This window comes from Ralstonia sp. 1B3 (genome assembly GCF_036631435.1).
Genome location: NZ_JAPNUG010000034.1, coordinates 14,400 through 28,388, shown reverse-complemented (window position 1 = coordinate 28,388; position 13,989 = coordinate 14,400). Strand labels below are relative to the sequence as shown.

Below are 13,989 nucleotides of genomic sequence, written 5' to 3'. Positions count from 1 at the left end.
CAAGCTCTGGTGGAACCATAGACGCCCGCATGCCGCGCGCCGGCCAGTTGCCCCGAAAAAGAGCGCCCTGCCCCGAAGTCCGTTCGCCCTGTGCGCCAGTACGCACAACGCAAAAGCGACCGCTCTCGCTTCGCTCACACCCCAGCTTCGGAACCGTGCATCCGCCTTCGCCCAAAGGGCACGCGCAAGGCGCCCGCGTCCGCACAATGCCTCGCATCGCTACGGCACCGTACGCCGCGGCCTCCTCCGTCGACACCCCAGGGCACCGCCATGTCGGATGAAAAAACCGAAGAGCCCACAGACAAGAAACTCAGAGACGCGCACAGAGACGGCGAAACCGCCAAGAGTGCCGACCTGATTGCCGCCGTCGTGCTGCTCACGGGCTGCCTGCTGCTTGCCATGACGGCATCGCTGCTGGGCGACCGCTGGCGGGCGCTGGTCGACCTCGCGCTCGATGTGAACAACAGCCGGCACCCGGCCATGACGCTCAAGCAGACACTCGGCCACGTCGCGCTTCAGCTGGCGCTGATGACGCTGCCGCTGAGCCTCGTGTTTGCGCTCGTCGCCTGGATTGCCACGTGGGGCCAGACGGGCATCGTGCTCTCAACCAAACCGCTCGAACTGAAGATGAGCGCCATCAACCCCGCATCGGGCCTGAAGCGGATGTTCTCCATGCGCTCGATGATCGATCTGCTCAAGATGGTGGTGAAAGCGATTGCCGTCGGCGCCGCGCTCTGGAAGCTGGTCCTGATGCTTCTGCCGACCATTGTGGGCACGCCGTATCAGCCGATCATGGACATCGCGCAGATCGGCATGTCGATGCTCGTGAAGCTGCTGGGCGCGGGCGGCCTGCTGTTCCTGGTGCTTGGCGCGGTGGACTTTGGCATCCAGCGCTGGCTCTTCATCCGCGACCACCGCATGAGCAAGGATGAAGTGAAGCGCGAGCACAAGAACAGCGAGGGCGATCCGCACATCAAGGGCCAGCGCAAGCAGCTCGCGCGCCAGATGGTGGATGAAGCCAAGCCCAAACAGACAGTGGCCGGCGCGCAGGCCGTGATCGTCAACCCCACGCACTACGCCGTGGCGATCCGCTACGCACCCGAAGCGTGCGGCCTGCCGTGCATCACCGCCAAGGGCGTCGACGAAGAAGCTCTCAGGTTGCGCGAAGAAGCCCAGGCGCTGGGCATTCCGATCATCGGCAATCCGCCGCTGGCACGCGCGCTGTACCTCGTAAAGCTGAACGACCCCGTGCCCGAAGCGCTGTTTGAAACCGTGGCCGAAGTGCTGGCCTGGGTGGGCGAGATCGGCGCGAAAGACCCTGGCGCCAAACACATGGGCGCAAGCCCTTCCATCCTGAACTGAGGCATCCGATATGGCCAAGAAGACCGCCTTCTCTGAATTCAGCGGCGAAATCGGCATCGCTGCGCTGGTGGTTGCCGTCATTGCGTTGATGGTGCTGCCGCTGCCCACGGTCCTGATCGATTCACTGCTGGGGCTGAACATCACGCTATCGGTCGTGCTGCTGATGGTGACGATGTACATCCCGGCGGCAACGTCGCTGTCGGCGTTTCCGTCGCTGCTGCTGTTCACCACGCTGCTGCGGCTCTCGCTGAACATCGCATCGACCAAATCCATCCTGCTGCACGCAGACGCCGGCCACATCATCGAGAGCTTCGGCAAGCTCGTGGTGGGCGGCAACCTGGTGGTCGGTCTGGTGGTGTTCCTGATCATCACTACCGTGCAGTTCATCGTGATTGCCAAGGGCTCCGAACGGGTGGCCGAGGTCGGAGCGCGCTTTACGCTCGATGCCATGCCCGGCAAGCAGATGAGCATTGACGCCGACCTGCGCGCCGGCCATCTAAGTGCTGACGAAGCCCGCAAGCGACGCGCATTGCTAGCCATGGAAAGCCAGCTGCACGGCGGCATGGACGGCGCCATGAAGTTCGTCAAGGGCGACGCGATTGCCGGCCTGGTCATCACGCTGGTCAACATCCTGGCCGGCATCGTGATCGGCATCACGTATCACGGCATGACGGCCGGTGAAGCCGCCAACCGCTTTGCCGTGCTGTCGATCGGCGACGCCATGGTGTCGCAGATCCCTTCGCTGCTGATCTCGGTGGCGGCCGGCGTGATGATCACGCGCGTGTCTGACGACGATCACGGCGCCAAGCCAAGCTCATTGGGCAAGGAGATCGTGCGGCAGCTTTCCACCAGCGCACGGGCCATGTTCACCGCCAGCGCGTTGCTGGCCGGCTTTGCGCTGGTGCCGGGGTTTCCCTCGGTCCTGTTTGTCGCGCTGGCTGGGGCGGTCTTTGCCTTTGGCTACACGCTGCGCAAGCGCCTGAACACGGGCAGCACGGCCGACAGCGACACCCTGCCCGCGCTGCTGCGCGAAGGGTCCAAGGACAAGGCGCCGACCATCGCCGACAAGGCCCCGTCGTTCACGGCGCCTCTGGGGGTGCGGCTCGGCACGCGCCTGGCAGAGGGGCTCGACATTCCCAAGCTCGACGCCGCGTTCCAAAGCGGGCGGCACGCCTTGGCCGAAGAGCTGGGCCTGCCCTTTCCGGGCATTGCCGTGTGGAAGAGCGCCGCACAGCCCGAAGACGCGTACGAAGTGCTGGTACATGACATCCCCGGCGAACCCGTGGCGGTGTCCGACGGCAAGGTATCGATATCGGATCTGCCGGAGCCCTTGCGCGCGCAACTCGACGCCGCGCCCGATGCTCCGCCCCACGCCGAGCAGGTGATTGCCGACCATGTCGTGCATGTGCTGCGCAAGCACGCGCACCTGTTCATCGGCCTGCAGGAAACGCAATGGATCATGGAGCGTGTGACCACCGAGTACCCGGGTCTGGTCACCGAGGCGCAGAAGGCTGTGCCCGCACAGCGCATGGCAGACGTGCTGCGCCGCCTGCTGGAAGAGCAGGTGCCCATTCGCAACATGCGCGCCATCCTGGAAAGCCTCGTTATCTGGGGGCCGAAAGAAAAAGACACGCTGATGCTGGTGGAGTACGTGCGCGGCGATCTGGGCCGGCAGATCGCGCACCAGGCCACGTGCGGCTCACGCAAGATGCCCGCCATTCTGCTGGACCCGACGGTGGAGCAGACAGTGCGTCAGGCGATCAAGCCCACGCCCGCAGGCAACTTCCTGACGCTGGATCCGCAGCAGGTCGACACCATCGTCACGCGGCTCGAACACATGAGCCGCAGCGCGCCGCAATCGGACGCAACGCCGGGGGCGCTTGCCATCGTCACGTCCATGGACATCCGACGCTATGTCCGCCGCATGATCGAGCCGCGCTTGCAGGCGCTGAACGTGTATTCGTTCCAGGAATTGGGCGCGTACGTAGATCTGCAGCCCGTGGGCAAGCTCACGCTGTAAGCCGCCATGACCACACCCGTACGCCTGTGGCGAGCGCCGCCCATCGTCCATCCCGTCACGCCGGTCAGGCGCCCTGCGGCGCAACGCAGCACAGAGGCGCGGGCCGGCATGCACACCGAGCCTGGTGCGGGTGAAAGCAGCGCCTGGATACCGCTCGATACATACAGCGACGCCGTAAGCGAAGCCGCACCCGAACACGAACCGCCCACACACGACCACGCAGACGCGCAGCCCGATGATGCGGCCCCCGAGGCCGCGCCGCTGCACACCTCGGCCATGGCCAACCGTCTTGTGCGCACGTGCTCGGAGATCAGCGTGGGGAGCACCGTGACGGAACATCTCGCGCAGCTGCTCTCCAGGTTCTGCGGCTCGCGCGTTGTGAAAGCCAACAGCGAATGCTGGGAGGTCACGCTCGACCTCGACCCGCGCGTGCTGCCCGATACCCGCCTCACCCTGCGCCTTTCGCCCCACACGCTATGGCTTCGCTTCCTGGCGGCACACCCGCGGGCGCGCGACTTACTCTCCGAACACGGCGATGCACTGCGCCAACGCATTCACGTTTTGCTGGAGCAGCGCATCGATGTCGAACTCGAAGTGTGGTGACCGCTGCCACACACGCCACACGCCACCTCTCGCCGACTCGCCATGAACACCGGGCTCACGCCATCCCCGCTCGATGCGCATCTGCGTGCGTTCACGCCGGCCCAGGCCGCGTTGACACGGCTGACCGGCACACCCTTCCCGGATGACGATGGCCGCCACTGGCAACTGCACGCCGTAGAACGCCCGACGCCCATGCAGACGCCCATGCGGCTGGGCGTCGGTTCATCGCTGTGCGCGGTCGACGTTGTTGTTGACGGGGCCAACCACCCGGCGCTCTACGCCATCGCGCAGGACCCCGATGCGCAACGCCGCACGGCGCTTGCCGGTCTTTGGCTGACACCGATGCTCGATGCGCTGTCTGCTGCGGGCTTGAAAGACGCCGCGCTGACGGCGATCGCACCCGAGCGCCACAGTGCGCTGCGTAACGATGATCCGGAACTGCCGATGCGGCTCGAAGGGCCGCACGGTGAAACGCCATGCCGCATCGCCACGCTCGGTTGGCACACCACACCGCCTGCGCCACCCACGGCCGATCGCAGCGCTGTGCTCGCACGACTCGGCGTCATTGGCCTGCCGGTGGGCGTCCGCATTGCCAGCCGGCGCTGCACAACGCGCACGCTCTCTTCGCTCGCGGCCGGCGACGTTCTGCTCGGCTGGGGCCCGCACGCCTATCGCCCCGACACCGATGCAGGCGCCGTACACCTGACCTGCGGCGACAGCCGGCGCACCCACTTCACTGCCCATGCTCACTACAAGGAAGGCACCGTGACGATTCTCGATGTTCCTACGCTCGCAGACGACGACACGATCGCCGCAGGCGACACCCCATCCGACAGCACTGACGGCATTGCAGTGGAAGCGCTGGAGGTGCCCGTCCACCTCGAAATCGCCGTGATGAGCCTGCCGCTGGCCGAAGTGGCTGCGCTGGCGCCAAGCCACGTCCTGCAGTTGCCCGTCCTGCTGCGCGATGCGACCGTGCGCCTGGTGTGCCACGGCCAGACGCTGGGGCATGGCCAGCTCGTGGCGGTGGGCGAGCATCTGGGTCTGCAGATCTCCGCCATGAGTGCGCGCCATGCAGAACATTGAATTCGCCTCGCTCATCATTGCGGCAGTTGCCATTGCGCTGCTGCCGTTTGCCGCCATGGTGGTCACGTCGTACACGAAGATCGTCGTCGTGCTGGGCCTGCTGCGCAATGCGCTGGGTGTGCAGCAGGTACCGCCCAGCATGGTGCTCAACGGCATTGCGATGATCGTGTCGTGCTTCGTGATGGCGCCGGTCGGCATGGAGGCCATGCAGCGTGCCCACATGCAACTCAATGATTCCAGCGCGAACGTGAGCCAGGTCATGCCGCTGCTCGACGCCGCGCGCGAACCGTTCCGGCAGTTCCTCGACAAGCACACCAATGCACGCGAGAAAGCGTTCTTCATGCGCTCGGCGCAACAACTGTGGCCGCCGGCCAAAGCCGCTCAGCTCAAGGAAGACGACCTCATCATCCTCGCGCCGGCCTTTACCCTGACGGAACTGACCGCGGCGTTCCGCATCGGCTTCCTGCTGTATCTCGTCTTCATCGTGATCGACCTGGTGATCGCCAACCTGCTGATGGCGTTGGGGCTGTCGCAGGTGACGCCAAGCAACGTCGCCATTCCGTTCAAGCTGCTGCTCTTCGTGGTGATGGACGGCTGGTCCGTGCTGATTCACGGCCTGGTCAACACGTATCGATAAGGGGCCGTCATGGACTACGACAACATCACGCGCCTGACCAGCACGGCGCTCATGCTGTGCCTGCTGGTGTCCTTGCCCGCCGTGGCGGTGTCCGCCATTGCCGGCCTGCTGATCTCGTTCGTGCAGGCCGTCACGTCGCTGCAGGACAGCAGCATCTCGCATGGGCTCAAGCTCATCATCGTGTCCGTGGTGATCGTGGTCGCGGCGCCCTGGGGAGCAGCATCGATCCTGCAGTTCGGCAACACAATCCTGCAATCGCTGTTCCAGTAGGAGGGAGCCGTGACACGTATCTCCGCTTCGACGCCCAACGTTCTCCCGTTGCCCGATCCGGTGCAGGCACCGCCACAGAACGCGGCCGCGCCGCACCATCGCAAGCATCATCGGCATGGCGCGCACGAACACCACCATTGGGCCGACCAACTGGCCGAAGAAAAGCTGCACCACCACAAGCACGTTGCGCAGGTTGCAAAACGCGTGCGACGGCCGCGCACGGGCAAGCGCAGTGGCGCGGGCTCGCCTGAAGAGCCCATCACCGACAGCACGTTCGAAGAACTGCTCCTCATGCTGGAAGAGCATGCGCGCAAGGTCGAGCCCATGGTGATTGGCCTGTCGTCCCGGCAAGGCCAAAGCGAAGGTGACGACGAACAGGCACGAGACCATCGCAGTGCCCAAGGCCGCCGCGCCCTGTTGCTGCAGTACTTGCAGGAACAAGCAGCGGAGACCTCGGCCGCCGCGCCGAAGAAAACCGCGGCAGCCGAGGCCGGCGCGCCGCCAGCCGACACGCTGCTCCCGGAGGTGGCGTCGTCCAGCTACCAGCGCCTTGAACAGGAACTGCTTGCCGTGCGGCACGCCATGCACACGGGCCACCCGATGCCGCTGCGCATGGCGTTCGACATCCTGCGCAGCTATTTGAAACAGGCGTCCATCGAGGGCACGCCCGGCACGCTGGCCGCCGTGAAAGACCGGCTGCTGGCCACCACCGCGGCACCGCACGCAGCTGCCCACGCACTGACCGACCGCGAAAAGACATTCAACCTGCTGTTTCCCCTCTTGCTGCTGAGTCCATCGCGGCCGCGCATTGGCCGCGAGCGCGGCGAGAGCATCGCACGCAGCAGCGCGGTCGCACGCCGCTGGACGACCGAACTGTGGTCTTACCGCGCGGGGCTCGGTCTGGCCCTGCCCCCGCTTTCTGATCCTTCACCGCAATCACCATGAACAAGCACATCCGCGTGTTGGCAGGCGCGCATGCCGGCGCCTGCCTCGACCTCACTCCGGGCCGCTGGACGGTCGGCCCCGACCCACAAGCCAGCATCCGCATCTCCGACTGGGTGGGCGATCCGCTCGCGCTGCTTGTCGACGCAGAACACGGCGTCCTGATCGAATCCGACGACGGCGGCACCGCCTGGGACGACCTGGCCCCTCGCCGCTTCGGCGAGATCATCTCTGCGTGGGCCCCACCGGTGAAGCATGGCCATCCGATCTTGCCCTCCTGGAGCGCGTGCTGTTGCCCGCTGCCCAAGAGACCGGCACGCACAGCGTCGCCGCTGCGCAAGCCCCTGCTTCCGATGCACCCGCGCACGCCCGGCCTCGCGCACGCAAAGGCTGGATGGGCGTGACGGCAGTGGCGCTGCTGACGCCGTGCGCACTGCTCCTGGCCTCCACACGCGAAACATCCTCTGCCGCCCATTCGTCCGCTGCGACCCCGATTCCGCTAATCGAGCGTGTGCGCACATGCCTGGCGCTGCACCGTATCGATGGCTTGCAGATCGAGCAGCACGACAACGAGATCATCGTCCACGGCATCGTCACGTCGCCCGCCGAAGAGCTCGCCACATTGCGCGACCTGCGGGCCGTGTCGGCGTCCGTCCATACCGATCTTTCCATCGCGCAGGAGGTGATTGAAAACCTGCGCGAATCGCTGCAGGAGCCGGGGCTCAGCATTAGTTACCTGGGCAGCAACCGGTTCTCCATCACGGGCCCCGCCGTGCACCCCGAACGCGTGCGCGCAACGGCGGACCATGTCCGCAGTGACCTGGGCGGCAACATCAAGGACATCGTCCTGGACATCACGCAGGCCCGCCAGCGCAACGCCAAGGCCGATGCCACTTCGGCACTTTCGGTGGATGAGCTGAGCTACATCGAAAGCTCTGACGGCACCAAGGATTTTCTCGCTGCGCAGCGTTAACGCTGCCTGGCCGTTCTTGCCAATTCCACTCTTCCGGAGACCCACATGTTTGACCATTTCACGCTCGACATCATCGAAACGTTTGACGGCATTCAGACCTTTGCCAAGCAGGAAGGCCCGAAGGATTTCGGCCCGCTGAACAAGGCGGTCGACGCGCTCAAGCGCACCGCCATGGACATGGAACAGCGCGCCATTCGCGCGGTGGACGTCAACCAGCGCGAGCAGCTTCGTGTGCTGTCCCATGGCTTTTCGAGCGCGGCACAGGTGTGCTCCGGGTTGATCCCGGCATAACGCGCACAGCACCCCTACGGGCTTCGCGAGACGACATCACATTTCGCTTCCCCGCCGGCCCGGAGCGCAGAAATCCACGATGATGACTTCACGGCGAACACAACAGCAGCACGTTTCGCTGAACCGAATCAGCGACATCCCACACCGGGATGTTGTTGAAAAACCCGGCTCTCACCCGAGACCACTCATCCACCGCAAAGGAGTTTTCCATGACGTTCCAAACCAAAGCCGCTGCCGTCGGTGACACCGCTAGCCGCCTGTCGTTCAATGCGCAGCAAGAAGCCATCACCAAGGAAGGCGAGGCCGACATGCTGGAGGCCGCCAAGCTGCAAAACGAACTGAACCGCACCAACATGTTCGCCAAGCTGATGGAAGCGGGCCCGAAGGCCGCCAAGGACCTGATCTCGTAATGATCGGTTCCGGACGGCACATTCGGTGCCGCCAACGTTCGGGAACGGGGCCGCGCCGTTCCCGAGCGGTTTTTTGAATGGTTCCCCGCGCGCTTCTGCTGTTCTCCCCGGCCCATCGCGCCGCAGCCCGATTCACCGAATCCGACCCGCTACCGCGATCCCGACATGACACCGATCCACCGCAACGTCTCCGCCACGCCGGCAATCCCTGCACCGGGCGATTCCGCGTCGCACCTTGCTCACGGCCTGCCGGCCGCGCACGGTTCCGGCACCCTGCAAGCGGTGGTCTCCGCCGGCACACAGGACATGCTGAACACCGCTCATCTGGAAGATGAACTGAACCGCACGCAGGCATTCGCCAAGTTGATGGAAGCGGGCCCGAAAGCGGCCAAAGACTTGCTGGCGTAGAACATGAGCATCGAACGGCGCGACGCCCTTATCCGCGACATGTGCGTGCATCTGCAGATTCCGGATGCCGACGCCATCATCGCCGCCGGCAGGCTCACTGTCGAAGGGTTCGAAGTCATCATCGACGCCGTCGAGGAAGACCTAGATGCCTTCTACCTGAACTTCGACTACGGCATCGTCACCGGCGGCCGCACGTTGCGCGTGTTCCGCCTCATGTTGGAAGCCAACGTCACCATCTATGCGCAGGACCATGCCCAGCTCGGGCTCGACGGCGATACGGGCGGCATCATCCTGATCGTGCGCGTCGCCTACGACCCCGACATCGACGGCGAGCAACTGGCCGAGCTGCTGGGCCACTACGCCGAGCACGGCCGCTACTGGCGCGACAACATCCTGCAGACGACCGACGACATGTTCGAGAACCTCGCGAACGGCACCTACGTCTGGATTCGCGCGTAATGCGCATGCATGGGGCGCACGGCAGTGCCGCCACGGGCGCGCCTTCGCAGCGCCCGTGATGATTTCGTGAACGCGTATGCCGGCTGTCATATAACGCCGTACGCTCGCGGCATTCCATGCGAAGGTGCTCGTTGAAGCTGACGCGTCGGCTCCTGCGGCATCGCCAACCCAAGTTCATGTCCGCCTCACGCACGCCGTATCTGCCGACCCTAGACATCCCGCTTCTACGCGCCGATGAGTTCTTCCCGTTTGCCGCGCACCCCATCCTCATCGGCGCATATCAGCTCTGGTTCACCTGTGATGCCGAGGCCGATGCCGAGTCGGTCACCGTTTGCATCGACCTCGGCAAGCCGCTCGAGATCAACATTGACGAAGCCCTGCACATGATCCTGGGGCTCTGCCTCGGCCTACCCGCTTCGTCGCGCGGCATGGTCGCGCAGCAGCAGCACACCGGTACGCTGGTCTATCGCTTTCCTTACATGCTCGACGATGACCCGACGGGCGCCCTGCTGGTGGATGCAATGACCGGGCTGGCGGCGTCTGCCGACTCGGTCTCCAAGTGGTCGGTGCACTGACGGATCGTGCGTGTGACGTTGCCATGCAGCTTCGCCATCGTCACACCGGATTCGCATTGCACGCGTGATTGTCATTCGGCCGCATCAAAGTGGTATGCCGATTGACCACGCCAGTGCCTGAACCTCCAAGCCATGCCCCCTTCACGCCTGTTGCCCGTCAACGTGCCGACATCGCCGTCGGAATACGAGACGCTCCACGATTTCGCCGCACGCACGCCATCGGCCTCGCCTCAAGGCGGCGATGCACCGCAGCCGCGAAAGAAAGGCGGCTGGTTGGGCAACCTGAAGTCGCGCGTACGGGAAAAGCTGCCCAAGAGCGACGAGACAGAACTGGCCACGCTGCTCAGCGACAGCAAGCGCTCCGGCACATCGTTCGATACGGTGCGCAACTACAGGGAGCCCACGCGCGGCACGTTGACGGTCACGCCCGAGGCAACGCCGCAGGCCGCCGAAGGCACGCCGCACCCGGCTACACCGCAGGTGCAGGAACATCAGGAGACGCGCCGCGCTGCACGTTCGCAGCGCAAGACGTCGACCATGATGCAGCGCGCCGAACAGGGTGCGCAGCGCCTGCGCCAGCACGGAAAACCGCCGACGCCTCAAGCGCCGGCATCCACGGCACCGCTGACCGTGCCGGCCACGGCCGAAGCATTTCGTCAGAGCATTGGGCAGTTGTTCCGTACGGCGGGCAGCGCGAGCGAACGCGAGTTGCTGGCCGATCGACTCGGTGTCCTGGCGGCCCCTGCGCAGGGCACGTCGTCCGCAGCCGGCAACTACATCGGGCCAATGCTCGCGGCACGCGCACTGGCGGCCACCAGCGGCGGCAATGCAGCCGATGCGCTGCGGGTGCTGCAGCATGTCACGCAGGCGGTGCATTTTGATGCTGCCGCCTTTGCCGCTCCTGCGCCGGCGCCCAGCAACGAGGGCTCAACGCATTCGACAGGCACCTCCTCGTTGGGCATGGGGCGCCTGTTTGACGAGACAGCATCGGCAACGTCGTCGCAGCGCTCCAGTGCATCCGATCTGGGCCTGTCGCATTTGTTTGGCGAGGGCGAAACAGACGGCGCCAGCCGGAGCGTTGATCAGCACAGTCCGAATTCGCTCTCCCGGCAATCCAGCTTGTCGGTCCAGTATGGTTCAGACGGTTCCTCCCGCAGCCTGACGGCCCCACCAATGCCACAGGGCATGAGCGATGCCGGTGTGGCAAGCGCGGCCTGGCGCACGGCGCAGTTGCTCTCGCGCAGCCACCACGGCTTTGAAGCGCTGACCAGCCTGATGCAAGCTCCGCCCACGCCGGAGCAGGCGCACACCGCGCGCGCCTTCCTGCAGGCAGCCGACCATGTGCATACGGCTGCCACCTCCGCGGCCGATCCCACCGCGCTGTTGCTCGCGCATCCGCCGGGCAGCGGCACGCAGGCCGCGTCACTCGCCATCAACGTCATGCACGCCGCTGCGCTCAAGCTGCGGGGCGAGCCCGTCGGTGCGCAACAAGCGGGCGTCCTCTTTGCCTGGCACCAGGGCTTTCGTGAAGATGGTCCGGGCTCGGATCTGGCCAACACCAAGGCACGCCTTGCCAAGTTTGTCGGGCGCACCATTCCGCGCGTGGAAAAGCAAACCGCGGGCAGCCATTTCTGGCAGATGATCGGCAAGAAGAAGTCGCCGCTGTCATCGGCCGCGCTTGGCATGCACGGCGCACAGCGGCCGGGGCTGGTCAAGGAAATGGACGCCTATACGGCGGCGCTGCGCACGATGATCGACACGCTTGCGCAGGCTGGGAATGCGCCATCGCTGCACGCCATCGCCCACCCAGGCGATCTTTGGCGAAGCGCCATCCTCGCGCATTGGGCCGGGCTGGCAGCCTCCAACGCGCCGTTGAGCGACTACACGCTCACGGCAGAGAAGCTGCGCGCGCTGCAACCCGAAGTCGGGGCAGCTGTGGGCCGCATGCAGCGTGAGCATGCCGAGCCGACTGCCATCGCCCGCACGCCGGGCAGCTCGCCGGCCCACCAGGAATTCGCGCAACTCGTGGCCTTGACCGGACTGACCGACGATGCCGACAGCCGGGCCTGGGCGCAAAGCCGGTTGGATACGCTGACGCTGCCGCAGGTGAGTGCCGCCCAGGCCCACGTGGCCAAGCTCATCGATCATGCCGGCCTGACGGGTGAGCCGCCGGAATACCTGGTCGGGCTGCAGCCCTCGGCCACGCTGTTGCGCTACTGGGGCACCCACGCAGGCGAAGCGGCCGAATCGCCCGCCTTCCGTGGCGCGCTCGAGCGTGCCGACAAGCTGGAGCATCCGGCAGACCTCAAGATGCAAGCGCCTACCGTAGAAGACGCCCGCAAGACCATCGAGACGCTGCTCACGTCCATGGAGTCGGGCAACAAGGTACGCCTGTCCAACGGCGGCTGGATCGGCGGCAGCACGGCCGGCGTATCGACCGGCTTGTCGCACGTCGGCAAGGCGCTGCCGGTGCCCGTGTCGGTCCAACTGGACGCCAATTACGGCAGGGGCCGCCAGGCCGTGGTGGAAATCGGGCGCAGTGCACACGGCCGCGACGTGTTCGTGGGCACCGATCGCACGATGCGTGCTTCAGTGGGCGTGGGGGCCTCCGTGGGCTACGACCTCAAGACGTGGGGCAAGCGCCTGCGCGCCAACCTGCTCGCCGTCAAGGTCACACCCTTCGATGTGGAGACGGGTGAGCCGCGCGGCGTGGTGATCCGCGCCACACGGCCCACGCAACGCCCCGTAGAGGGCCACGACGACTGGGAAGCCATCAAGTACGACGACAAGGCCGCGGCGGAGGCCATCGTCAAGGCCATGAACCTGCTGTTCGAGCAGGCAACCGCAGCGCCTGGCCACCGGCCCGATCCCGACACGTTGTGGAATACGCTGGCGCAGCACTGCGGCGAGAGCGGCAGCGGCATTTCCGTCGGCTGGGTCGACCAGACAAAGAAGCGCTGGCGCGCCTCGATGGACGCGAGCGTTGGCATGAATGTGCGCGTGAGCAGCCCGCATACGCCGGTGCGAATCGGCCCGTCGGCACGGCTGCGCGGCGAAAAGACACTCAGCAACACGGCCACCCTGCACGAGAAGACCGGCACGATGCGTGTCGAGCAATTCAGCGTCGCCACGGGGCACAAGGTCACGGCGCGGGGTGGCTTGGCCTTTTCGGTGGGCCGCACCTTCTACACGGCCGCGCCCGACGACAACGCATCGGCCAAGGCCGGCGAAAGCGGCAAGTTCACACAGTCGTTTACCGGGGGCATGCCGCTGGGCTTCAACTGGAAACTCTCCGAAGGCGGCCACACGACCAAGGTGAGGATGGCTTACCAGAACGGCAAGATCGCCGATCGCGTCAGCTACTTCGACACCGAATACCGCAGCGTGCGCGAATACCTGGCCGTCGTGCGCAGCGACCGCGATGCGTGGATCAACATGCTGGCGCACAAGCCCGGCGGCACGCCTGAAAAAGCCGCGCGCGAGTTCGAGGCCTACTGCGAGACAGTCGAAAAGCACGCCCGCCCCAACCAGCGCTATCTGCATCGGCATCGGCTTCGGCCGTCCGCCGCCCGCGAGATCGAAGGTCACCTCGCCCTGGCCGACCTGCACCGGAGCATCGACCCGAATTCCGCCGACGCGCACGCTTCAGAAGCCCTGGCGCAGGCGCTCCTGGAAGCGCCAACGTCCCGCTTGCCGGAAAAGCTCGCCATCGTGGAGCAGGTATCCACCAGCCGCAGCCGCGGCCTGACGAGTGCACTGCAGCTGCGTGCCAGCAAGGAAGCTGAAGGCACGCGTGAACTCGCCGCCATCAAGTTCGGCTGAAGATCGTTTCATCAGGTTGTCACATAAGCCGTCAAATTAATGTTCTCGGCGGTTTTTTAATTTGCATATGCGCATAATCGTTCACTCAGAATGCGGCATTTGCATACTCAACGCTCAATTGCAGAGTCAAC

At 65.4% G+C, this 13,989-nt stretch carries 15 protein-coding genes; all 15 read left to right on the top strand.

The annotated features are described in order from the left end of the window. The first annotated feature begins 270 nt into the window (after positions 1-270). Positions 271-1,362, top strand: coding sequence for a type III secretion system export apparatus subunit SctU (gene sctU, locus OWR21_RS10270; protein ID WP_332395157.1), 1,092 nt, complete (start codon positions 271-273; stop codon positions 1,360-1,362). Between the two features lie 10 nt (positions 1,363-1,372). Next, entirely contained in the window at positions 1,373-3,382 is a 2,010-nt protein-coding gene (locus tag OWR21_RS10265; protein ID WP_332395156.1) for an FHIPEP family type III secretion protein, read from the top strand. Between the two features lie 6 nt (positions 3,383-3,388). Then, entirely contained in the window at positions 3,389-3,985 is a 597-nt protein-coding gene (sctP, locus tag OWR21_RS10260; RefSeq protein WP_332395155.1) for a type III secretion system protein SctP, read from the top strand. Between the two features lie 42 nt (positions 3,986-4,027). Continuing rightward, positions 4,028-5,071: a type III secretion system cytoplasmic ring protein SctQ gene (gene sctQ, locus OWR21_RS10255; protein WP_316890338.1), complete on the top strand. Its 1,044-nt coding sequence runs from the start codon at positions 4,028-4,030 to the stop codon at positions 5,069-5,071. Next, positions 5,058-5,708, top strand: a complete 651-nt coding sequence (sctR, locus tag OWR21_RS10250; protein WP_045205537.1) for a type III secretion system export apparatus subunit SctR — start codon at positions 5,058-5,060, stop codon at positions 5,706-5,708. The genes sctQ and sctR overlap by 14 nt, the downstream gene beginning before the upstream one ends. 9 nt (positions 5,709-5,717) lie before the next feature. After that, the gene (gene sctS / locus OWR21_RS10245; protein WP_024978147.1) at positions 5,718-5,978 is read left to right on the top strand and encodes a type III secretion system export apparatus subunit SctS; all 261 of its coding nucleotides are present in this window, start codon (positions 5,718-5,720) and stop codon (positions 5,976-5,978) included. 9 nt (positions 5,979-5,987) lie between these two features. Then, positions 5,988-6,923, top strand: a complete 936-nt coding sequence (locus tag OWR21_RS10240; RefSeq protein ID WP_316890339.1) for a type III secretion protein HrpV — start codon at positions 5,988-5,990, stop codon at positions 6,921-6,923. Continuing rightward, the gene (locus tag OWR21_RS10235) at positions 6,920-7,324 is read left to right on the top strand and encodes a hypothetical protein (protein ID WP_332395154.1); all 405 of its coding nucleotides are present in this window, start codon (positions 6,920-6,922) and stop codon (positions 7,322-7,324) included. The genes OWR21_RS10240 and OWR21_RS10235 overlap by 4 nt, the downstream gene beginning before the upstream one ends. After that, complete coding sequence (locus OWR21_RS10230) at positions 7,315-7,893, top strand: hypothetical protein (protein ID WP_332395153.1); 579 nt, start codon at positions 7,315-7,317, stop codon at positions 7,891-7,893. The genes OWR21_RS10235 and OWR21_RS10230 overlap by 10 nt, the downstream gene beginning before the upstream one ends. 45 nt (positions 7,894-7,938) lie before the next feature. Continuing rightward, positions 7,939-8,184, top strand: coding sequence for a type III secretion protein HrpX (locus OWR21_RS10225; RefSeq protein ID WP_316875593.1), 246 nt, complete (start codon positions 7,939-7,941; stop codon positions 8,182-8,184). 209 nt (positions 8,185-8,393) lie between these two features. Next, the gene (locus tag OWR21_RS10220) at positions 8,394-8,594 is read left to right on the top strand and encodes a serine kinase/phosphatase (protein WP_316890342.1); all 201 of its coding nucleotides are present in this window, start codon (positions 8,394-8,396) and stop codon (positions 8,592-8,594) included. Positions 8,595-8,759: 165 nt separating this feature from the next. Beyond that, positions 8,760-9,002 carry a hypothetical protein gene (locus tag OWR21_RS10215; RefSeq protein WP_147214825.1) on the top strand — a complete coding sequence of 81 codons (243 nt, stop codon included), beginning with the start codon at positions 8,760-8,762 and terminating at the stop codon, positions 9,000-9,002. 3 nt (positions 9,003-9,005) lie between these two features. Further along, a complete protein-coding gene (locus OWR21_RS10210; RefSeq protein WP_147214824.1) occupies positions 9,006-9,461 on the top strand; it encodes a molecular chaperone Tir in 456 nt (151 codons plus the stop codon). 176 nt (positions 9,462-9,637) lie between these two features. Continuing rightward, complete coding sequence (locus OWR21_RS10205) at positions 9,638-10,036, top strand: hypothetical protein (RefSeq protein ID WP_316890347.1); 399 nt, start codon at positions 9,638-9,640, stop codon at positions 10,034-10,036. 132 nt (positions 10,037-10,168) lie between these two features. After that, a complete protein-coding gene (locus OWR21_RS10200; RefSeq protein ID WP_332395152.1) occupies positions 10,169-13,858 on the top strand; it encodes a hypothetical protein in 3,690 nt (1,229 codons plus the stop codon). Positions 13,859-13,989: the final 131 nt, after the last annotated feature.